General features: G+C 63.6%; 21 protein-coding genes. 7 read left to right on the top strand and 14 right to left on the bottom strand.

Translation table 11 applies throughout. The features are described 5' to 3' along the window. Positions 1 to 233: 233 nt before the first annotated feature. The 5 genes from ASD44_RS05685 to hutI all read right to left on the bottom strand — a co-directional run bounded on the left by ASD44_RS05685 (position 234) and on the right by hutI (position 14,455). Positions 234 to 8,786, bottom strand: a complete 8,553-nt coding sequence (locus tag ASD44_RS05685; RefSeq protein WP_056109693.1) for a glucoamylase family protein — start codon at positions 8,784 to 8,786, stop codon at positions 234 to 236. 359 nt (positions 8,787 to 9,145) lie between these two features. Further along, positions 9,146 to 10,816: a urocanate hydratase gene (gene hutU / locus ASD44_RS05680; protein WP_056109691.1), complete on the bottom strand. Its 1,671-nt coding sequence runs from the start codon at positions 10,814 to 10,816 to the stop codon at positions 9,146 to 9,148. Positions 10,817 to 10,830: 14 nt separating this feature from the next. Further along, positions 10,831 to 11,649, bottom strand: a complete 819-nt coding sequence (gene hutG / locus ASD44_RS05675; protein WP_056109689.1) for an N-formylglutamate deformylase — start codon at positions 11,647 to 11,649, stop codon at positions 10,831 to 10,833. Further along, positions 11,646 to 13,202, bottom strand: coding sequence for a histidine ammonia-lyase (gene hutH, locus ASD44_RS05670; RefSeq protein ID WP_056109687.1), 1,557 nt, complete (start codon positions 13,200 to 13,202; stop codon positions 11,646 to 11,648). The genes hutG and hutH overlap by 4 nt, the downstream gene beginning before the upstream one ends. Continuing rightward, positions 13,199 to 14,455 (bottom strand): imidazolonepropionase, encoded by a 1,257-nt coding sequence (gene hutI, locus ASD44_RS05665; protein ID WP_056109686.1) that lies wholly within the window; start codon positions 14,453 to 14,455, stop codon positions 13,199 to 13,201. The genes hutH and hutI overlap by 4 nt, the downstream gene beginning before the upstream one ends. 104 nt (positions 14,456 to 14,559) lie before the next feature. Between hutI and ASD44_RS05660 the strand changes: the two genes are divergently transcribed. Together ASD44_RS05660 and hutC are read left to right on the top strand one after the other, a co-directional pair. Further along, positions 14,560 to 15,915 (top strand): formimidoylglutamate deiminase, encoded by a 1,356-nt coding sequence (locus ASD44_RS05660; RefSeq protein WP_056109684.1) that lies wholly within the window; start codon positions 14,560 to 14,562, stop codon positions 15,913 to 15,915. A gap of 16 nt (positions 15,916 to 15,931) precedes the next feature. Beyond that, on the top strand, positions 15,932 to 16,672 hold the full coding sequence (hutC, locus tag ASD44_RS05655; RefSeq protein ID WP_056109682.1) for a histidine utilization repressor: 741 nt from the start codon (positions 15,932 to 15,934) through the stop codon (positions 16,670 to 16,672). Between the two features lie 135 nt (positions 16,673 to 16,807). Here hutC and ASD44_RS05650 read toward each other — a convergent pair whose 3' ends face one another. Next, a complete protein-coding gene (locus ASD44_RS05650) occupies positions 16,808 to 17,149 on the bottom strand; it encodes a RidA family protein (protein WP_056109679.1) in 342 nt (113 codons plus the stop codon). Between the two features lie 196 nt (positions 17,150 to 17,345). On the opposite strand from ASD44_RS05650, the gene aztA reads away from it, so the two are divergent. From aztA to ASD44_RS05630, 4 genes are all read left to right on the top strand, one after another. After that, a complete protein-coding gene (aztA, locus tag ASD44_RS05645) occupies positions 17,346 to 18,161 on the top strand; it encodes a zinc ABC transporter ATP-binding protein AztA (protein ID WP_056109677.1) in 816 nt (271 codons plus the stop codon). Then, positions 18,161 to 19,036 carry a zinc ABC transporter permease AztB gene (gene aztB / locus ASD44_RS05640; protein WP_056109675.1) on the top strand — a complete coding sequence of 292 codons (876 nt, stop codon included), beginning with the start codon at positions 18,161 to 18,163 and terminating at the stop codon, positions 19,034 to 19,036. The genes aztA and aztB overlap by 1 nt, the downstream gene beginning before the upstream one ends. 21 nt (positions 19,037 to 19,057) lie before the next feature. Next, positions 19,058 to 20,029: a zinc ABC transporter substrate-binding protein AztC gene (gene aztC, locus ASD44_RS05635; RefSeq protein WP_056109673.1), complete on the top strand. Its 972-nt coding sequence runs from the start codon at positions 19,058 to 19,060 to the stop codon at positions 20,027 to 20,029. 138 nt (positions 20,030 to 20,167) lie between these two features. After that, a complete protein-coding gene (locus ASD44_RS05630) occupies positions 20,168 to 20,506 on the top strand; it encodes a TIGR01244 family sulfur transferase (protein ID WP_056109671.1) in 339 nt (112 codons plus the stop codon). Between the two features lie 48 nt (positions 20,507 to 20,554). Here ASD44_RS05630 and ASD44_RS05625 read toward each other — a convergent pair whose 3' ends face one another. The 6 genes from ASD44_RS05625 to ASD44_RS05600 all read right to left on the bottom strand — a co-directional run bounded on the left by ASD44_RS05625 (position 20,555) and on the right by ASD44_RS05600 (position 25,160). After that, entirely contained in the window at positions 20,555 to 21,352 is a 798-nt protein-coding gene (locus ASD44_RS05625) for a YdcF family protein (RefSeq protein WP_056109669.1), read from the bottom strand. A 239-nt stretch (positions 21,353 to 21,591) separates the two neighbouring features. After that, positions 21,592 to 23,157, bottom strand: coding sequence for an amidase family protein (locus tag ASD44_RS05620; RefSeq protein WP_056109667.1), 1,566 nt, complete (start codon positions 23,155 to 23,157; stop codon positions 21,592 to 21,594). After that, on the bottom strand, positions 23,157 to 23,615 hold the full coding sequence (locus ASD44_RS05615; protein WP_056109665.1) for a GNAT family N-acetyltransferase: 459 nt from the start codon (positions 23,613 to 23,615) through the stop codon (positions 23,157 to 23,159). Before ASD44_RS05615 ends, ASD44_RS05620 begins: the two co-directional genes overlap by 1 nt. A 5-nt stretch (positions 23,616 to 23,620) precedes the next feature. Then, positions 23,621 to 23,908 (bottom strand): Asp-tRNA(Asn)/Glu-tRNA(Gln) amidotransferase subunit GatC, encoded by a 288-nt coding sequence (gene gatC / locus ASD44_RS05610; RefSeq protein WP_056109663.1) that lies wholly within the window; start codon positions 23,906 to 23,908, stop codon positions 23,621 to 23,623. Positions 23,909 to 24,008: 100 nt separating this feature from the next. Further along, positions 24,009 to 24,428, bottom strand: a complete 420-nt coding sequence (locus ASD44_RS05605) for a hypothetical protein (protein ID WP_244478725.1) — start codon at positions 24,426 to 24,428, stop codon at positions 24,009 to 24,011. 24 nt (positions 24,429 to 24,452) lie between these two features. After that, the gene (locus ASD44_RS05600) at positions 24,453 to 25,160 is read right to left on the bottom strand and encodes a metal-dependent hydrolase (RefSeq protein ID WP_056109660.1); all 708 of its coding nucleotides are present in this window, start codon (positions 25,158 to 25,160) and stop codon (positions 24,453 to 24,455) included. A gap of 68 nt (positions 25,161 to 25,228) precedes the next feature. On the opposite strand from ASD44_RS05600, the gene ruvX reads away from it, so the two are divergent. Continuing rightward, positions 25,229 to 25,720, top strand: coding sequence for a Holliday junction resolvase RuvX (gene ruvX, locus ASD44_RS05595; RefSeq protein ID WP_056109658.1), 492 nt, complete (start codon positions 25,229 to 25,231; stop codon positions 25,718 to 25,720). On the opposite strand, the gene ASD44_RS05590 is transcribed toward ruvX, so the two are convergent. Continuing rightward, the gene (locus ASD44_RS05590; protein ID WP_056109656.1) at positions 25,653 to 25,988 is read right to left on the bottom strand and encodes a DUF6105 family protein; all 336 of its coding nucleotides are present in this window, start codon (positions 25,986 to 25,988) and stop codon (positions 25,653 to 25,655) included. The two genes, ruvX and ASD44_RS05590, sit on opposite strands and share 68 nt — an antisense overlap. Continuing rightward, a complete protein-coding gene (locus ASD44_RS05585; protein WP_056109654.1) occupies positions 25,988 to 26,542 on the bottom strand; it encodes a hypothetical protein in 555 nt (184 codons plus the stop codon). The genes ASD44_RS05590 and ASD44_RS05585 overlap by 1 nt, the downstream gene beginning before the upstream one ends. Positions 26,543 to 26,636 lie beyond the last annotated feature (94 nt).

Below are 26,636 nucleotides of genomic sequence, written 5' to 3'. Positions count from 1 at the left end.
CTTTCCATTGTGCAGTGCATCAATTCAGCGACTTCGTACAATTAGATAGGTCGCAAAACAATGGCAGCAGCCCCCAAGTGTTCCGATTCATCGTACAAAACATAACAACGGGCCGAAATCTGGCGTGATCCGGTAACGTTTTGAGAAAGCAGGTAAAATGTCAGGTCTAAGGCGAAATTGCGGCAGTTGCAAAGACTGCCGCAATTTTACTCACCCGTCCAGCCGCTGTGATTCTACCGCGGTATCGTGACGACGACTTCGCTGGAGACGCCCGCCTTGAGCTCGAAGCCTTGCGACTTCGTCTTCACCCCATCGACCTGGACCGAAATGGACTTGACGCTCCTGGCGCGCTGGACCTTCACCGTGTACTGCGACCCCAACATGTTGAGGCGAACGGTATAGCCATCCCAATGGCTTGGAAGTCGGGGATTGAACTCGATCCGTTTGCCGTGCCGCTCGATTCCAAGAATGCCTTCCACCGCCGCGCGATAAAGCCATCCGGCCGACCCCGTGTACCAGGTCCAGCCGCCGCGTCCGCCCTTGTCCTGGCCGGAATAGATGTCGGCTGCCACCACGAACGGTTCGACGCGGTAATGCTCGGCCGCGGCCTCGTCGAGGGCATGGTTGACCGGGTTCAGCATGCAGAAGCAGCGATAGGCGTCGTCTACCCGCCCCATTTCGGCCAGGGCAATGACAAACCACGTCGCGGCATGCGTGTATTGCCCGCCATTCTCGCGGACGCCCGGAGGATAGCTCTTGATGTAGCCGGGGTCCTTGTCGGTCTTGGAGAACGGTGGCGTGAACAGCTTGACGATCTTGAGCTCGTCATCGACGAGCATCTTCATCGCCTCCTGCATGGCGGTCTGCGAGCGGGCGGGATCGCCTTCGCCGGACAGGACGCTCCATGACTGGGCGATGGAGTCGATCTTGCATTCGTCCGAGGTTCGCGAGCCGAGCGGCGTACCGTCGTCGAAGCTGCCGCGCCGGTACCATGCGCCGTCCCAGGCCGTGTTCTCCAGCGCCCGCTTGAGCAGGCCGGCATGTTTTTCCCATGCCTGCGCGTGCCTGGCGTCACCCTGGGCCTGGGCGATCGGCGCGAAGTCGCCGAGCGTCCTGAGCAGGAACCAGCCGAGCCAGACGCTTTCGCCCCTGCCCTCCTCGCCCACCCGGTTCATGCCATCGTTCCAGTCGCCGCCGAGGATGAGCGGCAAGCCGTTGTCACTGGTGCGCTCCATGGCGAGGTCGAGCGCGCGTGCGCAATGCTCGTAGATCGTGGCGGTCTTCTTCGACACTTCCGGCGTGAAGAAGGAATCGTGCTCTCCTTCAGCCAGAGGTTCTCCCTCAAGGAAAGGCAGGCTTTCCTTCAGCAACGCCTTCTCGCCCGTCACAGAAATGTAGCGTGCTACCGCATGGGCAAGCCAGACCACGTCGTCGGAGATCATCGTGCGCACACCGGCGCCGGTGCGCGGCAGCCACCAATGCTGCACGTCGCCTTCCTTGAACTGCCGCTTGGCGGCGTTGATGATCTGCTCGCGCGCCAGCGTCGGATCATGGGCAAGCAACGCCATCGTGTCCTGAAGCTGATCGCGGAAGCCGAAGGCGCCGCTGGCCTGGTAGAAGGCCGAGCGGGCGCGTATGCGGCAAGCCAGGCTCTGATACGGGAGCCAGTGATTGACGACGGCGTCGAGCGCCTTGTCCGGCGTTTCGACCTGGATCGTATCGAGGAAGCCGCGCCAATCCTGCTCGTTTTCGGCAAGGCGTTCGTCGAAATCCTTTGCCCGATGCTTTTTGACCAGGTCACGCGCTTCCTCAAGGGAAGCCGCATCGCCGAGAAGCCACAGGACGGTTACGTCGCCGCCGGCCGGAACCTCCACGTCACGCGCGAGCGCGGCGCAGGTATCTTCGCCGGCATCGGTGCGGCCGGATAGGGCCGCGCCCGCGTTAACCGCCTGTGGCATCCGGCTGCTGCCATGCCTGCCGAGGAATTCCCGCCGGTCGCTCGTATAGGACTGCAAATCCCCGTCGGTCGCCAGGAAGGCGATGCGTTCGCCAAAGTCGAGATCGTAGGGGTTTTGCGCCAGAACGGCGCCGGCGGTCTTATCGAACGACGGCACGATCGTCGCGGCGGTCTTGGAGCGATGAATGCCGAGAACCCACTCGGCATAGGCGTAGACGCGCAACTTCGCCGGCGTCGAACCGGAGTTCTGGATCCTGAGCCGGGAAACCTTCACCGGATCGGCGGGATCGACCACATGCGTCAGGTCCATCGACAACGGGCCGCGTTTCGACCGGAAGGTCGAGAAGCCCTGGCCGTGCCACGTCTCGTAGACCATGCCGGGATCGCGGACGACGCAGGCCAGCGGCGAGAACGCCTTGCCGCTCGCCAGATCGTGGATATAGATGCCCTCGCCCGGCCTGTTGGTGACCGGGTCGTTGGACCATGGCGTCAACTGGTAGTCGCGGCTGTTGCGGCTCCAGGTGAAGGCGGCTCCTTCCGCCGAGACATGGAAGCCGAAAGCGGCGTTCGAGATGACGTTGATCCATGGCTGGGGCGTGGTGCGGTTTCCCGTCAGCCGCGTCACATAATGGCGTCCGTCGCCTTCGAAGCCGCCGTAACCGTTCCAGAAATTCAGCCCTTTGCCCCCTTCGGGCAGGCTCTCCAACGCCGGCTCCTGAATGGCCGGACGCTTCTCCTGGTCGCGTGCGGATGGGCGGGGCGTTTCACCGTCCCTCGCCTGCAGCGCGGCAGCCTCCGCCCGTTCTATCTGGTCGAAAATGGTTCCGTTACGGGTATGGAGCACCACGCGGGCGACGGCGAGCAGGGTCTTGTAGGTCGGCTCGTCCATGAGGTCGCGGCGCACGGCGAAGATGTGCTGGCGGGGCCCGAGTTCCTTGCCCCGCAGCCGGCTGTTCTCGCACAGCGATTCAATCGCCTGCTGCAGGTCCTGGACATAGGAAGACGCCTGCTCGTTGACGATGACAAGGTCCGCCGTCATGCCGCGCGTGCGCATGTATTCCTGGAAGCGCAACGCCTGAGCGACGATTTCAAGGTCGGCGACGTCTGCTATCCGCACCGCGAAGATCGGAAGATCGCCCGAAATGCTTGTCGGCCAGAGGCTCGATTGCTTGCCGAGCCCGGAAGCGATCGATTCCGGCGGCAGGCGCAGGAAAGGATCCGGATAGATCAGGTAGCGGGCGAGCTTCTGGACGTTCGCGGCGTCCGTCAGCGACAGCCCGACATGGCGCGTCTGCACCTGCGACCGCGTCCAGGCGAGCATGGCCTGGCGGGCGAAGCTCTCGGCATGATCGAGCCGCCCCACCGCCTCTTCAAGTTCGGCGCGGTTCGAGCCGACGACCGTCCAGAAGACCAGCGATATCTTCTTGTTGGCCGGCACCCGCACTCGCCGCCGCAACGATGCAATCGGGTCAAGCGTGAAGCCGGCTGTGCCGCTGAGCTTGGCGCCGCTGTCGAAGGCCGCGGCATTGTCCAGCGTCCGCCCGGCGCCGATGAAGGCGCGGCGGTCGGTCTCGGCCTCCGTATCGCGCGCCTGGCTCGACGGGTCCGTCACGAAGTGGACGGCGGCGATGTCCGGCTCGCTGGTTTCGCGCTTGCGGCGATAGGCGAAGATGGCGCTGTTGTCCGGCTCGATCTCGGTCTCGATGAACATTTTCGAGAAAGCCGGATGCCCATTGTCGGACACCTCCGAACCAAGCACCAGTTCGGCGAAGGATGTCACCTCGATATGCCGGTCGGTGGCGCCGTCGTTGGACAGGGTGACGCGCCGGCCCTCACCATTGCCTTCCGAAATGACGATGCACTCGATCTCGGAACGCAGCGAGCCGACGCTCTTGATGAAGCTTGCCTTGTCATCGGAGAACAGGGTCTGCGTCGCCTCGTTCTGCGCCTGCTTCGGCTCGACGGTGGCCGACCACCAGTCGCCGGTTTCAACGTCGCGCAGGAAAATGTAGGAACCGAGCTTGTCTTCCGTAGGGTCCGGCTGCCAGCGCGTGACAGTCAGTTCGCCGAAGCGGCTGTATCCGGAGCCGGTGGCACTCAGCATCACCGAATAACGGCCATTCGACATCAGGCTGGTCGAGCGCAAGGCCCAGGCCGGATCGAGAATGATGCGGGTATCCGGGCTCTGCGGCTCGAGATCGTTCTTGGCGGTGCGGTCGTCGGCTTCCGTTCGAATGGTCGCGATCGGAATGTCGCGCGGCGCCTTTTCCTGCAGCAGCAGTTCGGCCGACTCGATGACCGGATCGCTGTGGAACCGATCGCGCAGGCGGCCCTCGAACACGGCGTCGGCAACAGCCGCAATCGACATGCCGGAGTGGTGGGCCATGTAGTTCAGCACGACAGCGTGGTCCGTGCCCTCGGGCACGCGTTGCGGCGTGTAGTCGACCGCGTCGTAGTAGCCGTGGCGTCCCAGTGCGCCGACGTCTTTCAGGCGCTTCAGATTGGCGACGGCTTCCCGGGGCATAAACTGGGCCGCCAGAACCGTGGCGTAGGGCGCAATCACGGTGTTCTGGCCAAGGCCGCGTTTCAGTCCGAGGCCGGGCACGCCGAAATTGGTGTATTGGTAGGTCAGTTCCCGGTCGCGGGCATTGTAGGCAGCTTCCGAAATGCCCCACGGCACGTTCTTGGAGCGGCCGTATTGCATCTGCCGTTTGATGACGAGCTTGCTCGTCTGGTTGAGAATGCTGCCTTGCGGCTCCTTCATCACCAGTGGCGGCATCAGATATTCGAACATCGAGCCGGACCAGGACATCAGCGCGCCCTGGAAGCCGATCTCGACGATGGGACGGCCGAGCCGGAACCAGTGCTCGGTCGGCAGATCCCCCTTGGCGATGGCGAAAAGGCTGGTGAGGCGCGCCTCGGAGGCGAGGAGATCGTAACAGCTCTCATCGAGCTGGTGCTCCTCGACCCGGTAGCCGATGGACAGCAGCTTGCGCTCCTGACGCAGCAGGAACGAGAAATCCATCTCGAAGGCGAACTGACGGGCTCGCTCCCGCAAGGCCAGAAGCTTCGTGCGCAGGGCCTCGACAGCCTTGTGATCGCTGTGGGCGTCGTGGACATGGGCCTCGCACACGGCTTCCAGCCGGCCGGCCCAGTCGACGATGATGTCGCTCAGCGTCGAGTTCACCTCGGTGTCGATCGCGGCGGCGAGCTTGCGGATTTCGCCAGCCAGGACGGCAAGGTTGATGGTGCGGATGGACGCCATTTCCGGCTGCGCCTTGATGGTCTGCACCGCGCGACGCATGCCGTCGATCCGGTCGGTCAGGCGCTTGCGCAGCGGTCGCAGCTGGCGGCGGTCGTCTGGCAAGTCTTCGAGGCTCTCTTCAAGGATGGCGACCGTATCGAGGACGCCTTCGAAATCGCCATGCAGATGGACGGAAGGCGCTTCGGCCCATTCGGCGCAGGCGGCTGCGACGGCCACCAGATGTCCAGCCAGATTGCCGCTGTCGACACTGGAAATGTAAAGCGGATAAAGCGGCTTGAGCGTCGTGGTGTCGTACCAGTTGTAGAGATGGCCGCGGCTTCTTGGCATGCCCTCGATGGTCGATAAGGTGGCTTCGATACGCCCGACGGCGTCCGACATGCTGATCCAGCCGAAGTCGCGGGCGGAAACGACCGAAAGCAGGTACACGCCGATATTGGTCGGCGATGTGCGCGGCGCCACGACGGGCGTCGGGCTTTCCTGGAAATTATCCGGCGGCAAATGATGATGTTCCGCCGTCACGAACGTTTCGAAATAGTGCCAGGTCCGCCGGGCGACGACGCGCAATGCGTGCATGTCCTTTGGAAACAGATGCAGGCGGTCCTCGGTCTCCGCCGACCGGCTGATCAGCCAAGCGAAAGCCGGCGATCCGACCCAGAACAGCGCGAAGAAGAAGGCGACGAAAGCGCCGGTGGAATCCGCCAGGACCGGGATCGCCAGCCCGACGACGCCAATGATGACCGCGCCGTACATGAGTCCGTAGTAGGAGCCGAAATCGTTGCCGCCCTTCTGGGCCTGCGACGCGGTCCGCCATTCGAGCAGGTTCTTGCGGCTGACAAGGAGGCGGTAGAGCGTGCGGATGATGGCGTCGACCATCATCCATGCCGAATGGGCCATCAGCACGACCTTGAGCGCCACCATGGCGGTTCCGAATGCGACGTCATGCGCCAGCGCGGTGAAATGGCCGCGCGGCGTGGCATCCGTGCTCTTGGGCACGATGGCGTTGATGATGTCGAAGGTCGGCGCCATGAACAGAGACAGGATCAGAAGCGCCTGCCACTGCGCTGCCTGGGTGAACGGAAGCAGCGACCAGCCGGCAATCGAGGCCATCACCCAGAAGATGGGGGTCAAGGAACGGCGAAGATTGTCGACCATCTTCCAGCGCGAAAGCGCCGGTACGCCGGAGCGCGGATTGAGGATGAAGCCGAGCAGCTGCCAGTCTCCGCGCGCCCAGCGATGCTGGCGCGAGGCATCGACGGAGTAGCGCGTCGGGTAGTCCTCGACGAGCTCGACATCGGTCACCAGCGCCGAGCGGGCCAGAGCGCCTTCCAGCAGGTCGTGGCTGAGGATGGTGTTTTCCTCGATCCTGCCCTTCAGCGCCGCCTCGAAGGCGTCGACATGATAGAGACCCTTGCCGGTGAACGAGCCGTCACCGAACACGTCCTGATAGAGATCGGAAACGGCGAAGACGTAAGGGTCGAGACCGCGGTTGGCCGAGAAAACGCGCTGGAAGAACGACGCTTCGTCGCCTGTCGTCAGCGACGGGGTGATGCGCGGCTGCAGGATCGTGTAGCCGGAGGTAACGGCATTGTGGCCAGGGTTCAACTTCGGACTGTTGAGGGGATGGCGCAGCTTGCCAACAAGCCTGACGACGGCGTCGCGGGTCGTGCGCGTGTCGGCATCGAGCGTCATCACGTATTCGACATGCTCGGGCAGCGGCGCATCGAGCGGCATGAAGGTTGTGTCGCTGTCGCCGCGCAGCAGCAGGTTCAATTCGTGCAGCTTGCCGCGCTTGCGTTCCCAGCCCATCCACGTGCCCTGGCTGGCATTGAAAAGCCTGCGCCGATGCAGAAGATGGAACAGCGGCGCGCCTTCCTGCGGATAACGCGCATTCAGCTTGGCGATCTGCTCACGGGCGAACTGCAGGATTTCATTGTCGGTGGCGTCGATCTCGGCTTTGCTGTCCGGCCAGTCCGACAGCAGCGCGAAATAGAGTTCGCCGGAAGCATTCGCCAGGTGGTGGACCTCGATGTTGCGGATGCTCTCTTCGACATCGTCGCGCGAGCCGATGAGCGACGGCACGACGACCAGCGTGCGCGCTTCCGCCGGGACCCCATCCTTGTATTCGTAGCCGACAAGGCGGGTCGGCTTCAGGAACAGCAGCACGATCGTGTTGAAGAAAGCGAGAGCGCCTTCACTGGCGGGGACCGCGAAAAGGACCAGCATCAGAGTGATGGCAGGAAGCGGCAGCCCCAACGTTGCAAGAGCATTTCCGGACAGCCAAAGCAGCAAAACGGTGAGAGCAAAGACAGGCACCACGATGCCCAGCCAGCCAGTGCTGCGGAACGAGCGCTGGATGCGAGTGCCAATCGGCGGCCGGTAGCGGATGGCCTTTTCAAGGTCCAGCCGGCGGGGGCCAACGACGAAGAAACCGACATCGACAAGATGGCCCCCTTCCGATGCGGCTTCATCCTGGGGTCCGCTCATGGCATAGCCGGCGAGTTCGGTGGCCTTCTCCGCCACCTCGTACTCGGAGCTGTCGGAATGCCGGGCAAGCTCTTCGATCTCGGTGCGATATTGATCGCGCGACGCGAAATCGAGTGCGCTGAAATTGGTGCGCTCGCGCAGCAGCGCGTCGATCCGGCTGACATCCTCGAACCAGACCGTCCAGTCGATGTCGTTGATGAGCCGCAGGCCGCGAACGATGTTGCCGGTGGTGACGTTGCCGCTGGAAAGCGTCTGATGCTCGCCAATGATGATCTCTTCAGCGTCGGAACCGGATTTTTCCAGCTCGTCCTCGAGCCATTCCAGCGCCCGCCCGGCATTCTGGGAACCATCGCGTAGCCGATACAGCAACTGTGTCGCGAATGTCGTGTCACGCGCATGCGCCTGGTAAGGGCCCAGCAGAGCCCGGTCGTCGTCGTCACGAACGCTCAGGACCTTGTCCGCCACATCGTTGGCGATCTGCCGCATGTCACGGGAGCGCGCCACCCTCACTGCCAGCCGGCGCAGGTTTTCGATCAGCACGAAGCGCAACAGCGACGGCAGAGCCCATATTTCGCCGATCTTCATCGGCTGCACGGATTGGAAGCCCTCGACGATCGACTTGAACATCTGCGCCGACATCGAACTGTCGGAATGCGCGACATAGACCCACGCCAGGGCCAGCGCGCGCGGCATGGTCGCGCCGTTGGCGAATTTGAGAACCGGGAGCTGCTTGTAGAAACGGCGCGGAAGATCGCGCTTGATCTGATAGACCGTTTCCTCGATCAGATAGTTGTTGTCCAGGAGCCACTGGGCCGCCGGCGTGATCGTCTCGCCCCTGCCCTGCGCCGCATTCGTGGTGACGTAGACGTCCTGGATTTTTCTGGCGTTGTCGCGGATGCGCGTCTGAAAATCGACAGGCTCGAAACCTGCGATTTCAGCGATTTCACCGCGCGCCAGCTGCTCGCCCAGGCTGCGCAGCCGATCCTCGGGCAGAAACTGCAAGCGAATCGGCTCGTCGGTGGCGGCGGGAAAATTGGCGCCGGTGCGTTCCACGGCCGCGGGACTGGTTTGAATATTCATCAATTAATCCATTGGGCGGGATGCAGCCCAACCCTCATTGCGGGCTGCGTTTGCGAAACCGATCCACAAAAGATTGGTTGCATCAGACGCTGTCCGAACCGGGTTGCTTCACACATTTCCAAGAACAATAGCAGGCGTTGCCCCACCGACAACCTCCGCTGCGATGCCTCGCACAAAACCGAGGGGATCGGAAGGCACGGATTCGGGCTTTTTCGTGATTTCCCCCGCGGCCTGCGACCTTATCGATCCGATCTGGCGGTAACGATTGGCAAACGGCTTTAATTCTTTGATTTCCTTGCCTTCACGCAGAAGGTGGATGCCGTGCGGCGGGATGCGTCATATATCGGCAGCGTGCTGAATCACGTGAGGATACCGGGAAGGTTCAAATGGTGATCCTTCGCGCATTCGATGGCATCGCCGTAGCCGGCATCGGCATGGCGCATGACTCCGGTCGCAGGATCGTTCCACAACACCCGTTCGAGTCGCCGCGCCGCGTCATACGTGCCATCGGCGCAAATGACCATGCCGGAATGTTGCGAAAAACCCATGCCGACGCCGCCGCCATGATGCAGCGACACCCAGGTTGCGCCGGACGCGGTATTGAGCAGCGCGTTGAGCAGCGGCCAGTCGGACACGGCGTCCGAGCCGTCCTTCATCGCTTCCGTCTCGCGATTTGGCGACGCCACCGATCCTGAATCCAGATGGTCGCGGCCGATGACGACCGGCGCCTTCAATTCACCGCTGGCGACCATCTCGTTGAAGGCCAGCCCGAGCCGGTGGCGGTCGCCGAGCCCGACCCAGCAGATGCGCGCCGGCAGGCCCTGAAACTTGATGCGTTTTTGCGCCATGTCGAGCCAGTTGTGGAGATGATGGTTGCCAGGCGTCAGTTCCTTGACCTTGGCATCGGTCTTGAAGATGTCCTCCGGATTGCCCGACAGCGCCGCCCAGCGGAACGGCCCGATGCCGCGGCAGAACAGTGGCCGGATATAGGCCGGCACGAAGCCAGGGAAATCGAAGGCGTCCTCCACCCCCTCTTCCAGCGCCATCTGGCGGATGTTGTTGCCATAGTCGACCGTCGGCACGCCCACGCGGTGGAAATCGAGCATGGCGCGCACATGGGTGGCCATCGATTTCTTCGCCGCCTTGGTGACGGATTTCGGGTCGCGTTCGCGCTTCTCCTCCCATTCCGCCACCGTCCAGCCTTGCGGCAGATAGCCATTGACGGGGTCATGCGCCGAGGTCTGGTCGGTGACGGCATCCGGCCTGACGCCGCGCCGCACCAGTTCGGGGAAGACATCGGCGGCATTGCCGAGCAGCGCCACCGACACGGCCTTCTTGTCCCTGCCGGCGCGGTCGATGATCGCCAGCGCGTCGTCGAGGTCCTTCGCCTGCACGTCGACATAGCCGGTCTTCAATCGCATCTCGATGCGACTCGCCTGGCATTCGACGGCAAGGCAGGAGGCGCCGGCCATGGTGGCGGCGAGCGGCTGCGCCCCGCCCATGCCGCCGAGTCCGGCGGTCAGGATCCAGCGGCCGGAAAGGTCGCCGCCATAATGCTGGCGGCCAAGTTCGACGAAGGTCTCGTAAGTACCCTGCACGATGCCCTGCGAGCCAATGTATATCCATGACCCGGCGGTCATCTGGCCGTACATCATCAGGCCCTTCCTATCGAGGGCGTTGAAGTGATCCCAGGTCGCCCAGTGCGGCACGAGATTGGAGTTGGCGATCAGCACGCGCGGCGCATCCTTGTGAGTGCGGAAAACGCCGACCGGCTTGCCGGACTGGACGAGCAGGGTCTCGTCCGCCTCCAGCGCCTTCAACGCGCCGACGATGCGGTCGAAGCTTTCCCAATCGCGCGCCGCCCGGCCGATGCCGCCATAGACGACCAGTTCGCCCGGCTTTTCCGCCACCATCGGGTCGAGATTGTTCATCAGCATCCGCAGCGGCGCTTCGGTCAGCCATGACTTGGCGCTGAGTTCCGTGCCGGTCGCGGCGCGGATGGTGCGGGCATTGTCGATGCGGGTGGTCATGATCCCTCCGATTGTCAGTCCCGCGCCCAGGCCGCCGCGGTTTCCAGTATCCCGGTCAGCGTCGCCCGGATCGGCGCGGCGAAGCCGGCGTCAAAGGCAGCGGGCCAGTTGTCCGGCGTGCTTGGCCCTGCCGGTTCGCGCATGTAGCCGCGGCAGGACAGCTCCATCTGAAGGGCGTGCACGCCGTTTTCGGGCCGGCCATAATTGCGGGTGATCCAGCCGCCCTTGAAACGGCCGTTGACCACGAAGCTTTCTCCCGTCCGGGCCATGATCGCCGTTACCCGTTCCTGCAGCACCGGATCGGCGGCCTTGCCGTCGTTGGTGCCGAGATTGAACAGCGGCAGCGTGCCATCGAACAGGCGCGGCAGCACCGAACGGATGGAATGACAATCGTAGAGCACGATCTTGCCATGGAAACCGCGCAGCCGGTCGATCTCGGCCTGCAGGGCCTCGTGGTAGGGCGCGAAATAGGCGACCCTGCGCCGGTCGATCTCGGCCGGGTCCGGTTCGCCGCCCGGGCGATACAGCGGCAGGCCTTCGAAGGTCTCGGTCGGGCAGAGACCGGTGGTCGTCTGGCCGGGATAGAGCGAAGCGCCGGAAGGGTCGCGATTCACGTCGATCACACTGCGCGAAATCGCGGTGCGCACGACAGTCGCGCCCTGCCCGGCAGCGAAATCATAGAGCTTCTCGATCCACCAGTCGGTGTCGCACCGCGCGGTCCATTCCGAGGCGAAACGGCTTTCCAGCCCGGCCAGATCGATGCCGGTATGCGGGATCGACACCAGCAAAGGCGCATCGCCGCGGGTGACGGTGAGAAAGGGCGCCTCGTTCATGACGCCGCCTCAGCCATTGCCGGCAATTTCACCGCACCTGCGGCCTTCACCAGCGCCCCTGCCCTGACCATGCCGATCGCCTTTTCCATGTCGGGATGGAAATGCCTGTCTTCGTCCAGATGCGGCACGCTCCTGCGCAGCAACTGGCGCACGGCCTCAAGCGACGCGCTGGACGCCAGCGGCGCATGGAAGTCGCAGCCCTGCGCGGCAGCCAACAACTCGATGCCGATGACCGCCGTGGCATTCTCGATCATGCCGATCAGCCGCCGCGCCCCATGGGCGGCCATGGAAACATGATCTTCCTGATTGGCTGAGGTCGGGATCGAATCGACCGAGGCCGGGTAGGCCTTCTGCTTGTTTTCCGAGACAAGGGCCGCCGCCGTCACCTGAGGGATCATGAAGCCGGAATTCAGACCGGGCTTTGGCGTCAGGAAAGCAGGCATGCCCGACAGTGCCGGATCGACAAGCATGGCGATCCGGCGCTCCGACAGCGAGCCGATTTCGCAAACGGCGAGCGCGATCATGTCTGCGGCAAAGGCCACCGGCTCGGCATGGAAATTGCCGCCCGACAGCGCCGTATCGTCCCCAAGGCCGCTGGCCGGGAAGATCAGCGGGTTGTCGGTGACGCCGTTGGCTTCCGTTTCCAGCGTATCGGCGGCCTGGCGCAGTACGGTGAGCGCCGCGCCCATTACCTGTGGCTGGCAGCGCAGGCAGTACGGATCCTGCACCCGCTCGTCCCCGACCCTGTGTGATTCGCGGATGGCGCTGCCCGCCATCAGATTGCGCAGCGCCTCCGCGGTCTCGATCTGGCCGCGATGCCTGCGAAGGAGATGGATGCGTGGATCGAACGGCGCGTCCGAGCCCTTGGCCGCATCGGTGGACAGCGCGCCCGTTATCAACGCCGACTGATAGAGATTTTCCGCCTCGAACAGGGCTGCCAGCGCATAGGCGGTGGAGAATTGCGTGCCGTTGAGAAGCGCCAGCCCCTCCTTGGCCCCAAGTGTCAGCGGCTCCAGTCCATGCGAGACGAAGGCGACCTTCGCCGGCACGCGGCCATGCGGGGTGAAGCACTCGCCGACGCCGATCATGGCGGCGGTCATGTGCGCAAGCGGGGCAAGATCGCCCGAAGCGCCGACGGAGCCTTGCGCCGGCACAGCCGGAATGACGTCGGCGGTCATCATCGCCTCCAACAGCGCTACCGTGCGCGGCTGGACGCCGGAAGCGCCTTGCGCCAGCGACGCCAGCTTCAGCGCCATCATCAGCCGCGCCACCGGCACGGGCATCGGCTCGCCGACGCCGGCGGCATGGCTGAGCACGATGTTGCGCTGGAGGGTTTCGAGGTCGGCTGCTGGAATGCGCACGCTGGCCAGCTTGCCGAAGCCGGTGTTGATGCCATAGACCGGCTCGCCCCTGGCGACGATGCGGGCGACGGCCTCCGCGCTTGCCTCGATCCGCGGCCGGCAGGCATCGTCCAGCCTCGGCGCCGCGCCGCGATAGATGGCGCGCCAGTGGGCCAGCGTGGCATTGCCGGGATTGAGGATGATGTCTGTCACATTCCCCTCCAGATGCGGGCATGGAGCGGGTTGAAGCCCATGCGATAGACGAGCTCGGCCGGCGCTTCGACGTCCCAGATGGCGAGGTCCGCCCACTTGCTGGCCTCCAGCGTGCCGGTCTCGGCTCCCAGTCCCAGCGCCCGCGCGGCCTCACGCGTCACGCCGGCAAGACATTCTTCCACGGTCATGCCGAACAGCGTCGCGGCCATGTTCATGGTCAAGAGCAGCGAGGTGAGCGGCGAGGTGCCGGGATTGCAGTCGGTGGCGACCGCCATCGGCACGCCATGCTTGCGGAACAGATGCACCGGCGGCTTCTTCGTCTCGCGGATGAAGTAATATGCGCCGGGCAGCATGGTCGCCACGGTCCCAGCCTTGGCCATCGCGGCAGCGCCGTCCTCGTCGGCGTATTCGAGATGATCGGCCGACAGCGCGCCATAGCGGGCGGCGAGTGCGGCGCCATGCAGGTTGGACAGCTGGTCCGCGTGCAGCTTCACCGGCAAACCAAGTTCTTTCGCCTTGTCGAACAGGCGCGCGATTTGCTCAGGCGAAAAGGCGATGCCTTCGCAGAAACCGTCGACGGCGTCGGCCAGTTTCTCCACAGCAATCGCGCGAATATTGTCCCTGACTATGGCTTCGACGTATGCGTCTTTGTCGGCATATGGCGCAGTACCGGGCATCGGCGGCAGGTTGGCTGGAAATGCATGAAGTGCGAGGTATGTGGTCACCACTCTAACCGGACGCAGGTCACCCAGCCGTCTGGCAGCACGCAGCGACATGCGTTCATGCATGTGATTCAGCCCGTAGCCCGACTTGATCTCGACCGTGGTGACGCCCTCGGCCATCAGCGCATCGAGGCGCGGCAGCGATTGCGCCACAAGTTCGTTCTCGCTGGCGGCGCGCAGCGCCCGGACCGACGAAACGATGCCGCCGCCCGCCTCCGCGACCTCTTCATAAGTCGCCCCGGCAAGCCGCATCTCGAACTCGTTGGCGCGATTTCCGGCATGGACGAGATGGGTGTGGCAGTCGATCAGCCCCGGCGTGATCCAGCGGCCTTCGCAGTCAATGGTTTCCGCACCCGCTGGCGCGGAGGGCATGTCCGTTTCAAGACCGGCGTAAACGATGCGGCCATCTATGGCGACGATCGCCCCGTTCTCGACAAGACCGAGCCCCGGCAGAGAGGCTGACAGGGTGGCCAGCCGCGCATTGCGCCAGACCTTGCCCCCTGCCCCTGAGTTCGACTGTCCGGCTGCCATTCCGACACTTCCCTTTGCTGCTATTATGTATATACATATGAGAACGAAGCACAAGCGGCATTGCAGCGCGCTGTCGCCGTCGGTGGAAAAACCGGGAGGCCAAGGTGAAGGCGATCTTTGCGGACCAGGCACTGCTTTCCGGCGGCTGGCGGCAGCGCGTGCGGATCGGTGTCGAAGCGGGAACCATCACGAACCTGCGGCCGGACGCATCGCCCCTGCCCGATGACGAGCGCCACGCCATCGTCCTACCCGGCATGCCCAACATTCACAGCCATGCGTTCCAGCGCGCGATGGCCGGACTTGCCGAAACGCGCGGCCCCGGCGCCGACACTTTCTGGACATGGCGCGAGACCATGTATCGCTTTGCCCTGACAATGACCCCCGACCATGTCGAGGCAGTCGCGGCGCAGCTCTATGTCGAGATGCTGGAGGCCGGCTTTTCACGGGTCGGCGAGTTCCATTATCTCCACCATGACCGCGATGGCGGTCCCTACGCCAACATCGCCGAGATGGCCGAACGCATAGCCGCCGCCGCCAGCGAGACCGGCATCGGGCTGACCCTCCTGCCCTCGTTCTACGCGCACTTCACGTTTGGCGGGACAACCCCGAGCGAAGGTCAGCGGCGTTTCATCAATTCAACCGATGGCTTCTCTCACCTTTTTGATAAATCCGCGGCGGTCGTGAAAAGCCTCGAAGGCGCAAGCATAGGCGTCGCGCCGCACAGCCTGCGGGCCGTCACACCGGACGAACTGAAGCAGGTCGCGGCTCTATCTCCGAAGGGGCCGATCCACATCCATGCCGCCGAACAGGTGAAGGAGGTCGAGGATTGCATTGCCTGGTCGGGCGCGCGCCCGGTGCAGTGGCTGCTGGACAGTGCCGGTGTCGATTCCCGCTGGTGCCTCATCCACGCGACGCACATGACGGAGTCCGAGACCGCCACGCTCGCCAGAAGCGGCGCGGTCGCAGGCCTGTGCCCGATCACCGAGGCCAGTCTCGGAGACGGCATCTTCGACGGCCAGGGCTTTCGGGAACAGGGCGGCCGCTTCGGCATCGGCTCGGATTCGAACGTCCTCATCGGCGTCGCCGACGAATTGCGTCAGCTCGAATACGCGCAGCGTCTTGCCAGCCGCACGCGCAACGTCCTCGCCTCGCAAGGCCAGTCGAACGGACGCGCGCTGTTGGACGCGGCCTTGGCGGGAGGAGCACAGGCATTGGGCGTGACCGCTTCAACTCTGGCAGTCGGAGCGCCGGCCGATTTCATCGCCCTGGATGCCAGCCACCCTTCCCTCGCCGGAAAATCGGGCGACGCCATTCTCGATTCCTGGATATTCGCCAACGGCGCGGCGGTCGATTGCGCCTGGGTTCGCGGCAGGAAACTGGTCAGCAACGGCCGCCATATTCGCCGCGAGCCGATTGCGCGACGCTTCCGCGCCGCCATGATGCAGCTTGGCGGCAACTGAACGAGAATCGGCAGCGATGGACGGGATCGGCAAGACCATGGCGGAAACCGCCGTTTCGCTGCACCAGCGCATTCTGTCCGACATCAGCGAGCGCATCCTGTCGGGTGAATGGGCGCCGGGCCACCGCATTCCTTTCGAACATGAACTCGGCATCCAGTACAATTGCTCCCGCATGACGGTGAACAAGGCACTGTCGCAACTGGCAAAGGCGGGCCTCATCGAGCGCCGCCGCCGTTCCGGCAGCTTCGTGCGCCAACCCCAGGCGCAGCCTGCGGTGCTGGAAATCCACGACATTCGCACCGAAGTCGAAGCGCTGGGCCTGCCCTACCGCTACGAGCTTCTGTCGGCGGACCGACGCCGCGCTACCGGGGAAGACCGGGGCCTTCTCGGCCTCGACGCGGTCGCGCCGCTGGTGGCGCTGCAATGCCGGCACTTTGCCGGCAAGCGGCCATTCTGCCATGAGAGGCGGCTGATCAATCTGAGCGCCGTACCGGATGCCGCCGCGGAAAGTTTCGCCGCGGCCGCACCAGGTCCGTGGCTGCTCGACCGCGTCCCTTGGAGCGCAGCCGAACACCGCATCAGCGCCATCGCCGCAGACGGCGACCTGGCGCTTGCGCTGGAAATTCAGGCCGGATCGCCCTGCCTGGTGATCGAGCGGCGGACATGGAACGCCGAACGGCCGGTCACCCATGTGCGCTTCGCTTACCCGGCGCAGAGCCACAGCCTGGTCGCCCGGTTTACGCCCAACCAGGGATAGCTTTCTTCTCCCCGTTTACGGGGAGAAGATGCCGGCAGGCAGATGAGGGGCGGCGCCAGGATTTGGCGGACTCGCACCGCCCCTCATCCGGCCCTTCGGGCCACCTTCTCCCCGTAAACGGGGAGACGGAATGAACTAAACAGCGGCCGTGACGATGATCTCGACCAGATATTCCGGCGCGGCCAGCTTGGCCTCGCCGGTGGCGCGGGCGGGCGTATTGCCCTGCGGCGCCCAGACATCCCATTCCTTGTTCATCTCGGCGAACTGGCCCATGTCGGAGAGCCAGATGATGGCCTGCAGGATCTTGGTCTTGTCCGAGCCAGCCTTGGCAAGCAACTCGTCGATCTGCGCCAGCACGGCTTTCGTCTGGGCTCCGACGCCATCGCCCTTGGCGACCTGGCCGGCGAGATAGACGGTATTGCCATGGATGACGGCCTGGCTCATGCGGGGTCCGACATCGATACGACGAATGCTCATTTGAAACTCTCCTTCTTGGTGACTGCGTCTCTTTAGAAGTGGCGGATGGTGGCGGCAAGGCATCATGCGCGCGCCGTTCACCGCAATGCCGTCCATACCGACCTGAAAAGAGGGCGCGAGCACAACAGCACGATTGACAAATGTAATAACATCACATACGCCCTCACCGCTGCCGGACAATCCTCAGGACCGATCGATGACCCAAGCCTGCCTGACGTTCCGCGACCTGACGCTGGGCTACAACAGCCATCCGGCCGTGCATCACCTGAACGGCAGCGTCAGCAAGGGTTCGCTGACGGCGGTGGTCGGCGCCAATGGTTCGGGCAAGTCTACGCTCATGAAGGGCATCGTCGGTGTTTTGAAGCCGATGGCCGGCGCGATCCTCAAGATGGAGGGCGCTCGGACCGCCTATCTGCCGCAGCAGTCCGAACTCGACCGCTCCTTTCCGGCCCGCGTCGTCGATCTCGTCTCGCTCGGTCTCTGGCCGAGACGCGGACTGCTTGGACGCCATACTGCCGAGGACCGCGAATCCGTCGGCAAGGCGCTGGCGGCTGTCGGACTGGAGAGCTTCGAAAAGCGGCCGATCGACACGCTGTCCGGCGGGCAATTGCAGCGGGCCTTGTTTGCGCGCGTGCTCGTCCAGGACGCTGACCTGATCCTGCTCGACGAACCGTTCAACGCCGTCGACGCCAAGACGGTCGGCGATCTCATCGCGCTCATCAAGCGGTGGCATGGCGAGGAACGGACGGTGATGGTCGTGGCGCACGACCTCGAACTGGTTCGGCAGAATTTCCCGGAAACGCTGCTGCTGGCGCGCCAACCCGTCGCCTGGGGTGGCACGGCCGAGACGCTGCGTGCGGACAATCTTTTGCGGGCGCGGCGTTTTCACGAAGCCTGGGAAGACGATGCGCCGTGGTGCGAGGCGGACGACCATGCCGCCGATGGTCACGGAGAACATGGCCATGGCGATCATTCCCACCACGGGCACGATCACGGGCCGAGGGCGGCCTGATGCAGCCCGTTTATGATTTTCTCATCGCGCCATTCGCCGACTTCGCCTTCATGCAGCGTGCCCTGTTCGGTTCGCTGATGCTGGCGCTCGGCGCCTGCCCGGTCGGCGTCTTCCTGATGCTGCGGCGCATGAGCCTGTCCGGCGATGCGATGGCCCATGCGATCCTGCCCGGGGCCGCCGCCGGCTTTCTCCTCTTCGGGCTGGAAATCATGCCGATGACCATCGGCGGCATCATTGCCGGCGTCATCGTGGCGCTGGGCGCCGGCGCGGTGTCGCGTTTCACCATCCAGCGCGAGGATGCCTCGATGGCGGCGTTCTACCTGATATCGCTGGCGATCGGCGTGCTGATGGTGTCGATCCGCGGATCGAGCGTCGACCTCATGCATGTGCTGTTTGGAACCGTGCTGGCGCTTAACGGCGAAGCGCTGGCCCTGATCGCCGGCGTGGTGGTCGTCACGCTGGCGACCCTTGGCGTGTTCTGGCGCGGTCTTGTCGCCGAATGCCTCGACCCGCTTTTCCTGCGTTCCGTCAGCCGCATCGGCAGCCCGATCCACTTCATCTTTCTGGGGCTGGTCGTGCTCAATCTCGTTGCCGGCTTCCAGGCGCTCGGCACGCTGTTGTCCGTCGGGCTGATGATCCTGCCCGCCGCCGCCGCGCGCTTCTGGACCGTGCGGGTCGAACCGATGTGCGTGCTGGCCGTCTGCATCGGCTTTGCCTCATGCGCTGCCGGCTTGCTCATTTCCTATCACGCGTCGCTGCCCTCCGGGCCTGCGATCATATTGTCGGCGGGCGCGGTCTATGTTGCGTCGATCCTTTTCGGAACCCGCGGCCTGCTTGGCGCACGCGTCGCCCACCACCGTCACAGGACGGCCTGAACTCAACCAAGGAGAATCTGGATGCTGAAGCCCCTTCGTCACGCCTTGCTGGTGACTGTTATAACATTAACATCGCTCGCCGCTCAGCCGGCGCTGGCCGAACCGCTGAAGGTGGTGGCGAGTTTTTCCATCATCGGCGACTTCGCCCGCAATGTCGGAGGCGACCGCGTCGCCGTCACGACGATCGTCGGGCCGGATGGCGACGCCCATGTGTACGAGCCCAGCCCGGCCGATGCCGTGGCGATGGCCTCGGCCGGGGTCGTGCTGGTCAATGGCCTGCATTTCGAAGGTTTCCTGCAGCGTCTGGTGGAAGCAAGCGCGACAAAAGCCTCGATCGTCGAACTGACCAAGGGCGTGAAGGCGATCGAGTTCAAGCCGGAGTTCGCTGAGGAAGAGGAAGGCAACGCCAAGGCCGAACATCACGACCACGACCAAGCTTCGCATGAAGGTCACGACCACGGTCCCGTCGATCCACATGCGTTCCAGTCGGTGGCCAATGCGAAGATCTATGTCGGCAACATCGCCGACGCGTTCTGCAAGGCGGACGCCGCCGGTTGCGACGGTTACAAGGCGAATGCGTCGGCCTATATCCAGAAGCTCGACGCTCTCGATGGCGAAATCCACGCATCTATCGACGCCATTCCGCTCGAAAAGCGCGTGGTCATTACTTCGCACGACGCCTTTGGTTATTTCGAACATGAATACGGCCTGACCTTCCTGGCGCCGCAAGGCGTCTCGACCGATGCCGAGCCGTCGGCAGCCGACGTCGCCAGGCTGGTCGAACAAATTCGGGCGGACAAGGCAGCGGCGATTTTCGTGGAGAACATCACCAACCCGCGCCTGATCGAACAGATCGCCAGCGAGACCGGCATCAAGGTGGGCGGCACGCTCTATTCCGACGCGCTGTCACAGCCCGGTGGGCCGGCCGGCACCTACATCGACATGATGCGCAACAACATCGCCCAGATCAAAGGCGCCATTAAGGGCAGTTGATCGGGCCGGCGCCCGCTCATATTTGAGTGATGTGGCCGCTGCGATCGCGGCAGCCACGCCCCCGGAGCGATGGCAGGTTGCAGCGTTGCTTTTGCGGTGGCACAACATCGGCAACAGAAAAGCATTGCGAGGCGAGCCATGGAATACCGTCAGATCACCGAGGACTATGTGGTTTCGCCGCAGATCCAGCCGGGCGACGTCGCGGCGATCAAGGCCGCGGGCTTCAAGAGCATCATCTGCAACCGCCCGGACGACGAGCAGCCCGGCCAGCCCTCGCACGATGCCGTTCAGGCCGAGGCGGAAAAGGCAGGACTGGAATTCCGCTTCATTCCGGTCATCAGCGGCCAGATCACCCCGGATCAGGTGGCTGAACATGCCGATGCCATGGAAAGCCTTCCGGGGCCGATCTTCGCCTATTGCCGCACCGGTACGCGCAGCACCAACTTGTTCGCCATGGTCGACGAAGCGAAGGGCTGAGAATTTACCGGAGTGCTTCGAAGGCGTAACGCCCCTGCCCGGTTTTGACTATTCGTCCGGGCCGGGAAACGGCGAATCGATCTTGCCCGACATCCAATAAGCCAAAAGCCCGATCCATTCGCGAACGGCGAGCGTCGCGTTGTCGAGTGAGTCCGTCGCGTTGTCCTGCAGCAGGCCGAAACCCTCGCGGCCCGAGGTGCGGTAGTCCACCGGCCATGGCACGGTCGGAAAGCCGGCCTTGTCGAACAGCGCCTTCGAACGCGGCATGTGAAACGCCGAGGTGACGAGCAGCCATGTCTCGCCGGGTCTCGGGGCAACCATTTCCCTGGTGAAAACAGCGTTCTCATAGGTGTTGCGGGACTTGCCCTCGAGCACAAGGCGCTCAGGAGCGATGCCGAGACCCGCCAGCAAACGGCTGGCGGCATAGGTGTCGGCCTCGCCCGTCAGCAGGAGGCCTTCGGCGCCACCGGAGATGACGATTTTTGCGTCTGGATAGCGCCGTGCAAGCACTGCTGTCTCGACGATACGGTCGCCGGCCCGATTGAGATCGTACCTGCCGCGCGCCAGATTGATGGAGGCCTCGAAGCCGCCGCCGAGCATGACGATCCCGTCAACCTTTTGCGGCGGAACCGGACGCGGAAAGCGCTCCTCCAGCGGGCCGAGCAGGAGCGACCCGAGAGAGGTCCAGACGCAAAGGACCAGAATGACGCAAGCGAGCATCGTGCCCGCGATCATCCATCGCATCCTGCCCAGCAAGGCGGCCGCCAATCCCGCGAAAAGCAGGAAGATGACCAAATTTATCGGCTGGATGAAAAACCAGATGATTTTCGAAAGGTAGAAGAACATCTTGTTGGTGCGTCCTTCGAGGCTCGCTCCGCTCGCACCTCAGGATGAGGGAGGCTGGCGTAATTTCGACCAGTCTTCCGGAGAAATATGATCAGTCGCTCAGAGAGCGACATCCAGACTTTCTTCAGCCCCAGAAGTGTTCTTCATCGCCTTCTTTCCAGTGCCAGTGTTTGAACGCGTATCGAAGTACCAGCCGCCCTCATCCTGAGGTGCGAGCAAAGCGAGCCTCGAAGGACGCACTACCACCATTTCTCCGGCTGGAACCGGCCCGCCGCCTGTTCAATGACATAAGCGGTCTGAAAGAGTGTTTCCTCGTCGAACGGCCGCCCGATCAGCTGGAGGCCTAGCGGCAGGCCGTTGGCGTCGAGGCCGGCGGGGACGGCGATGCCCGGCAGGCCGGCCATGTTCACCGTCACGGTGAAGATGTCGTTGAGGTACATCTTCACCGGATCGGCGTTCATGTCCTCGTCGGCGATGCCGAAGGCGGCCGACGGCGTCGCCGGCGTCAGGATGACATCGACGCCCGCGGCGAACACGTCCTCGAAATCCTTCTTGATCAGCGTGCGCACTTTCTGCGCCTGCAGATAGTAGGCATCGTAGTAGCCGGCCGACAGCACGTAGGTGCCGATCATGATGCGGCGCTTCACCTCGTCGCCGAAACCGGCGGCGCGGGTCTTTTCGTACATGTCGATGATGTCTTTGCCCGGCACGCGCAGGCCGTAGCGGACGCCGTCGTAACGGGCCAGGTTCGAGGATGCCTCCGCCGGCGCGACGATGTAATAGGCCGGCAAGGCGTATTTCGTATGCGGCAGCGAGATTTCGACGATCTCGGCGCCGGCATCCTTCAGCAAGACAATGCCCTTCTGCCACAGCGCCTCGATCTCCTGCGGCATGCCGTCGATGCGGTATTCCTTCGGAATGCCGACCTTCATGCCGCGAACCGGCCGGCCGAGCGCCGCCTCATAGTCCGGCACCGGAAGGTCGACCGAGGTGGTGTCCTTCGCATCGACGGAGGCCATCGACTTCAGCAGGATCGCCGCGTCGCGCACGTCACGGGCGATCGGCCCGGCCTGGTCGAGCGAGGAGGCAAAGGCGACGACGCCCCAGCGCGAGCAGCGGCCATAGGTCGGCTTGATGCCGACCGTGCCGGTAAATGCGGCAGGCTGGCGGATGGAACCGCCGGTGTCGGTCGCGGTCGCGCCGGCGCACAGGAATGCCGAAACAGCCGCCGCCGAGCCACCGGATGAGCCGCCCGGAACCAACTGCGCATTGTCGAGTGTGCGCGACTCCGCGGCGCCGCCAGGAGAAACAAATCCACCCTCGTCCTTGCGCGCCGCAGGCATCACCGTCGTGTCAACGCGGGAGCGCCGCCACGGGTTTATCACCGGGCCGTAGTAGGAGGTTTCGTTGGACGAGCCCATGGCGAACTCGTCCATGTTGAGCTTGCCGAGCATGACGGCGCCGTCCGCCCACAGGTTGGAGGTGACCGTCGATTCGTAGCGCGGCTTGAAGCCGTCCAGCACATGGCTGCAGGCCTGCGTGTGAACGCCTTCGGTGCCGAACAGGTCCTTGATGCCGAGAGGAATTCCTTCCAGGTTTCCCGCTTCGCCTTTGGCCAGCCTGGCATCCGACGCCTTTGCCATGTCGCGCGCCTTGTCGTGGGTGACGGCGACGTAGGCATTGAGCGCCGGATTGGCGCGGTCGATCGCGGCCAGATAGGCGTCGGTGATCTCGGCCGCCTTGATCTCCTTGCCTTTCAGCTTGGAGCGGGCTTCGGCAATGGTCAGGCTGGTCAAATCGGTCATCAGGCTAGCTTCTTCTCGTAAAACACCGACCACTGCGTGTCCGGGTAATCCAGAATCGGACCGCAACGGCGAAAGCCGGCGCGCTCATATACAGTCCAGGCGGCGGGATGGCGGTCGCCCGTCTCGAGCACGAGTTGCCCGAGCTCTTCCCGCCTCGCCAACGCTTCTATTTGTTCGACGATCAACGAACCGATCCTGCGGCCCCGATGCGACGGGCGCGTGTACATGCGCTTGACCTCGCCGATGCCGTCGCCGTGCCGCTTCAGCGCGCCGCATCCGACAGCTTGCCCATCCTCGCGTGCGACAAAGACGGTCGTGCTCCCGTCGGCCATCTGCTCGACGGTCAGATGATGGCAGAATTCGCGCGGCGTCAGCGCCATCAGCGCCTCGTTCAGCTCCGAGACCAGCGTCCTCACATCGTCCTGCAAGGGGCTTTCGACGGCGATCTCGATCGCCATGACGCTCACTCCACAACCTTCGGCACGAGAAAGAAGTTCTCTTCCGTGGCCGGCGCGTTGGCGACGACGTCGGCGGCCTTGCTGCCGTCGGTGACGACGTCCTGCCGCTTCTTCATCTCCATCGGCGTCACCGAGGTCATCGGCTCGACGCCGGAGACGTCGACCTCGTTGAGCTGCTCGACGAAGCCCAGGATCGCATTGAGTTCGCCGGTCATGCGCTCGGCATCATCTTCGCTCACCGCGATGCGGGCTAGGCGAGCGACGCGCTTAACGGTCTGGAGATCGACTGACATTCTCTATTGCCTCGGGAAACCTTGCCCGCGCTATAGCCGCGCAGCGCTTGCCACGCAACATGCGTCGTCCGGGCGTATCAATGTTGCGCCAGCCGTTTCGTCACGGCATGGACAGCCCTTCGCAAAGGACATAACTGCCGCCATTGCCACCGACCTCCCCTTCGGCGGAAGCTGGCGTGACGGAGACCAGTTCGATCTGCGTCGGAGACATCTGCGTTACCGACAACACATCGGGAGACAAGTGGCCCGGCTCCTGGCAGATGGCTGTAACCGCCCAGGCCGGCGACCTTTGCGCCTTCGTCACCTGAACGAACTCGCAATTGTATTCGACGCTTTCGAGTCCGCGTTCCGAGAGCACGATGTTGCCGGCTTCCGCGACGGCTTCGACCCCCTCCTTCTTGGCTTGCGCGCAAAGCTCCTCGGTCTGGAGATAAACGCCCTTGATGAAATCGTCGGCGGCGAGAGCCGAAGACGGACTGGCAATGATCATGCCAGCGAGAAGAAAATCCCCCAAACGCATATTCCTGCTCCCTTTTTTTGGCTGTTAAACATCTACGCTCTCGCCAACCCCGGGGACAAAGACCCGGATGCCGGAGCCATCCAGCCCGTCGACGAACCTGTCGGGCGTCTGGTCGAGCAACGAAAACGTCGCATAGTGGCAGGGCACGACGGCCTCGAAGTTGAAAAAGCGCCGGCACGCAAGCGCCGCCACCGCGCCGCCCATGGTGAAACGGTCGCCAACGGGCACCAGACCGATCTTCGGCTCATGCAGTTCGTTGATCAGCGCCATGTCGGAGAAGATGTCGGTGTCGCCCATGTGATAGAGCGTCTTGTCCTCGGGAAAATGCAGCACAAGGCCCCCGGGATTGCCCATGTAGGTATTTTGTCCGCCCTCGCCCGGCACCGACGAAGAGTGCAGAGCCTGCACAAAAGTCGTGGTGAAACCGTCGCAATCGACGGTGCCGCCGATATTGCCGGGATTGATCTTTTTGTCGCTGACGCCCTGGCCGACCAGGAACATGCATATTTCGAAATTCGCGACCAGCATGGCGCCGGTCTTTTTCAAAACCTCCGCCGCGCCGCTGATATGATCGCTATGGCCATGCGTCAGCAAAACATGCGTGACGCCTTCAGCAGGGCCTTCCCACCCGCCTTCCCACGAGGGATTTCCGATAAGATACGGGTCTATAAGGATTTTCAGGTCACCGGTTTCGATGCGAAAGGCCGAATGCCCGTACCAGGTAAGCTTCATCCACAGTCTCCTCGATTTTTCGTTCCCCAGAGGATAGAACGGCATCGGTTCAAGTCAAAGGAAAGCACGTGGGCATTGTCGCCGTCGAGGAACTGCCGCTCTACCTGCGGAACGGCAGGACGCTCGCGGGGCTGGACCTCGGCGACAAGACGATCGGCATCGCCGTATCGGACAGCGGGCTGTCCTTCTCCCATCCCCGGCCGGTCATCATGCGCAGGAAGTTTTCGCTCGATGCCGACGTATTGCTGGCCCAGCTCACCAGGGACAATGTCGGCGCGGTCGTGCTTGGCCTGCCGATCAACATGGATGGCTCGGAAGGGCCAAGGGCGCAGAAGTCGCGCGCGTTCGTGCGCAACATGGCATCGCTGACCGCCCTGCCCTTTGTTTTGTGGGATGAACGGCTTTCCACGGTTGCCGCGGAGCGCACCTTGATCGAGATGGATTTTTCGCGCCGCAAGCGCGCCGGCAAGATCGATTCGGCCGCCGCCGCGTTCATTCTGCAGGGAGTTTTGGACCGTCTCCAGACACTTCGTAACGCGGCTCGAGATGACGGGCTTTGAAGCCCGAATACCATGATGCGATGGCTTTGCGCCTGCGGAACGCCAGGATCGCGAAAAGCAGGCACGAGTCCAGCACGCAGGCTTTGGCGACCATGCCCGGAATGGCGGCGGGGTCGATTCCCAGGATTTCGCCGTAGAGCTCGAACACAAGATCGTGCAACTGCCGGCTCAGCATCACGTAGCCGAAATTCATGTCGTTGAGCGACAGGAAGAACCAACCCCAGAAAAGCGCCAGCGGCGCGGCCCACAGGATAAGCACGTAGCGCATCACCTGCCCTCGTGGTTCGATGGGAGGACGGCAAGCCGGGGACGCGTATAGACCCGCGCCGCGCCCATCGCCATGGCGCGGGCGGCTTCGCGGCTGTCATTCGACCGGGCGGCTCCGGCAAGCCTGGCATTTCCAAGCCGTTCACCCACGCACGTCACGTAGCAGGCCGCAAGCGCCGCCATCTGGATCGTAACAGCGACGAAGACGCCATCCATGTCCGCTGTCGTACCGGCGACAAGTGTCGCGGAGAGCATCAAGCCAGCCGCGGTAAATGCCGCTTTCACCACAGATTCGGTGCCTTGAGGCCGGTCCGAATCTCCGATGAACAACTCGACGCTGGCCCAGCAGAACAAGACTGCAACCAGCAACAGCGCTACAGCGACTGGAATCGCCAGCCCGGCCCCGGCTGCGCCAATCTGTTCGCCGGTGGCCGGAATGCCGATCAATCCGAGCGCCGCCTCAATGCCGTGCAGTCCGCCGATGCAGGCAAACGCCGGTATGGCGAAGGCGACTGCCCAATGGAGGCACAGAAATGATGACAATATCTGGCGCATAAGGTCCCTGCCGATAGTATCCAACGACAGTGGGCTTTGCGCATGTCGCCCGCAATGGAAACCATTTGTTAAGGTTAACGGCCATCCACAAGGC

The organism is Mesorhizobium sp. Root554 (genome assembly GCF_001427025.1).
Taxonomy (GTDB): domain Bacteria; phylum Pseudomonadota; class Alphaproteobacteria; order Rhizobiales; family Rhizobiaceae; genus Mesorhizobium.
Note: the sequence above shows the minus strand (reverse complement) of the source record. Positions and strands in the feature narration are given on the sequence as shown.

What these genes read in the sequence shown, in the direction of transcription:
- ASD44_RS05685 (WP_056109693.1), bottom strand. Translation starts at nt 8,786, where the DNA reads ATGAATATTCAAACCAGTCCCGCGGCCGTGGAACGCACCGGCGCCAAT.
- hutU (WP_056109691.1), bottom strand. Translation starts at nt 10,816, where the DNA reads ATGACCACCCGCATCGACAATGCCCGCACCATCCGCGCCGCGACCGGC.
- hutG (WP_056109689.1), bottom strand. Translation starts at nt 11,649, where the DNA reads ATGAACGAGGCGCCCTTTCTCACCGTCACCCGCGGCGATGCGCCTTTG.
- hutI (WP_056109686.1), bottom strand. Translation starts at nt 14,455, where the DNA reads ATGGCAGCCGGACAGTCGAACTCAGGGGCAGGGGGCAAGGTCTGGCGC.
- hutC (WP_056109682.1), top strand. Translation starts at nt 15,932, where the DNA reads ATGGACGGGATCGGCAAGACCATGGCGGAAACCGCCGTTTCGCTGCAC.
- ASD44_RS05650 (WP_056109679.1), bottom strand. Translation starts at nt 17,149, where the DNA reads ATGAGCATTCGTCGTATCGATGTCGGACCCCGCATGAGCCAGGCCGTC.
- aztA (WP_056109677.1), top strand. Translation starts at nt 17,346, where the DNA reads ATGACCCAAGCCTGCCTGACGTTCCGCGACCTGACGCTGGGCTACAAC.
- aztB (WP_056109675.1), top strand. Translation starts at nt 18,161, where the DNA reads ATGCAGCCCGTTTATGATTTTCTCATCGCGCCATTCGCCGACTTCGCC.
- aztC (WP_056109673.1), top strand. Translation starts at nt 19,058, where the DNA reads ATGCTGAAGCCCCTTCGTCACGCCTTGCTGGTGACTGTTATAACATTA.
- ASD44_RS05630 (WP_056109671.1), top strand. Translation starts at nt 20,168, where the DNA reads ATGGAATACCGTCAGATCACCGAGGACTATGTGGTTTCGCCGCAGATC.
- ASD44_RS05625 (WP_056109669.1), bottom strand. Translation starts at nt 21,352, where the DNA reads ATGTTCTTCTACCTTTCGAAAATCATCTGGTTTTTCATCCAGCCGATA.
- ASD44_RS05620 (WP_056109667.1), bottom strand. Translation starts at nt 23,157, where the DNA reads ATGACCGATTTGACCAGCCTGACCATTGCCGAAGCCCGCTCCAAGCTG.
- ASD44_RS05615 (WP_056109665.1), bottom strand. Translation starts at nt 23,615, where the DNA reads ATGGCGATCGAGATCGCCGTCGAAAGCCCCTTGCAGGACGATGTGAGG.
- gatC (WP_056109663.1), bottom strand. Translation starts at nt 23,908, where the DNA reads ATGTCAGTCGATCTCCAGACCGTTAAGCGCGTCGCTCGCCTAGCCCGC.
- ASD44_RS05605 (WP_244478725.1), bottom strand. Translation starts at nt 24,428, where the DNA reads ATGCGTTTGGGGGATTTTCTTCTCGCTGGCATGATCATTGCCAGTCCG.
- ASD44_RS05600 (WP_056109660.1), bottom strand. Translation starts at nt 25,160, where the DNA reads ATGAAGCTTACCTGGTACGGGCATTCGGCCTTTCGCATCGAAACCGGT.
- ASD44_RS05590 (WP_056109656.1), bottom strand. Translation starts at nt 25,988, where the DNA reads ATGCGCTACGTGCTTATCCTGTGGGCCGCGCCGCTGGCGCTTTTCTGG.
- ASD44_RS05585 (WP_056109654.1), bottom strand. Translation starts at nt 26,542, where the DNA reads ATGCGCCAGATATTGTCATCATTTCTGTGCCTCCATTGGGCAGTCGCC.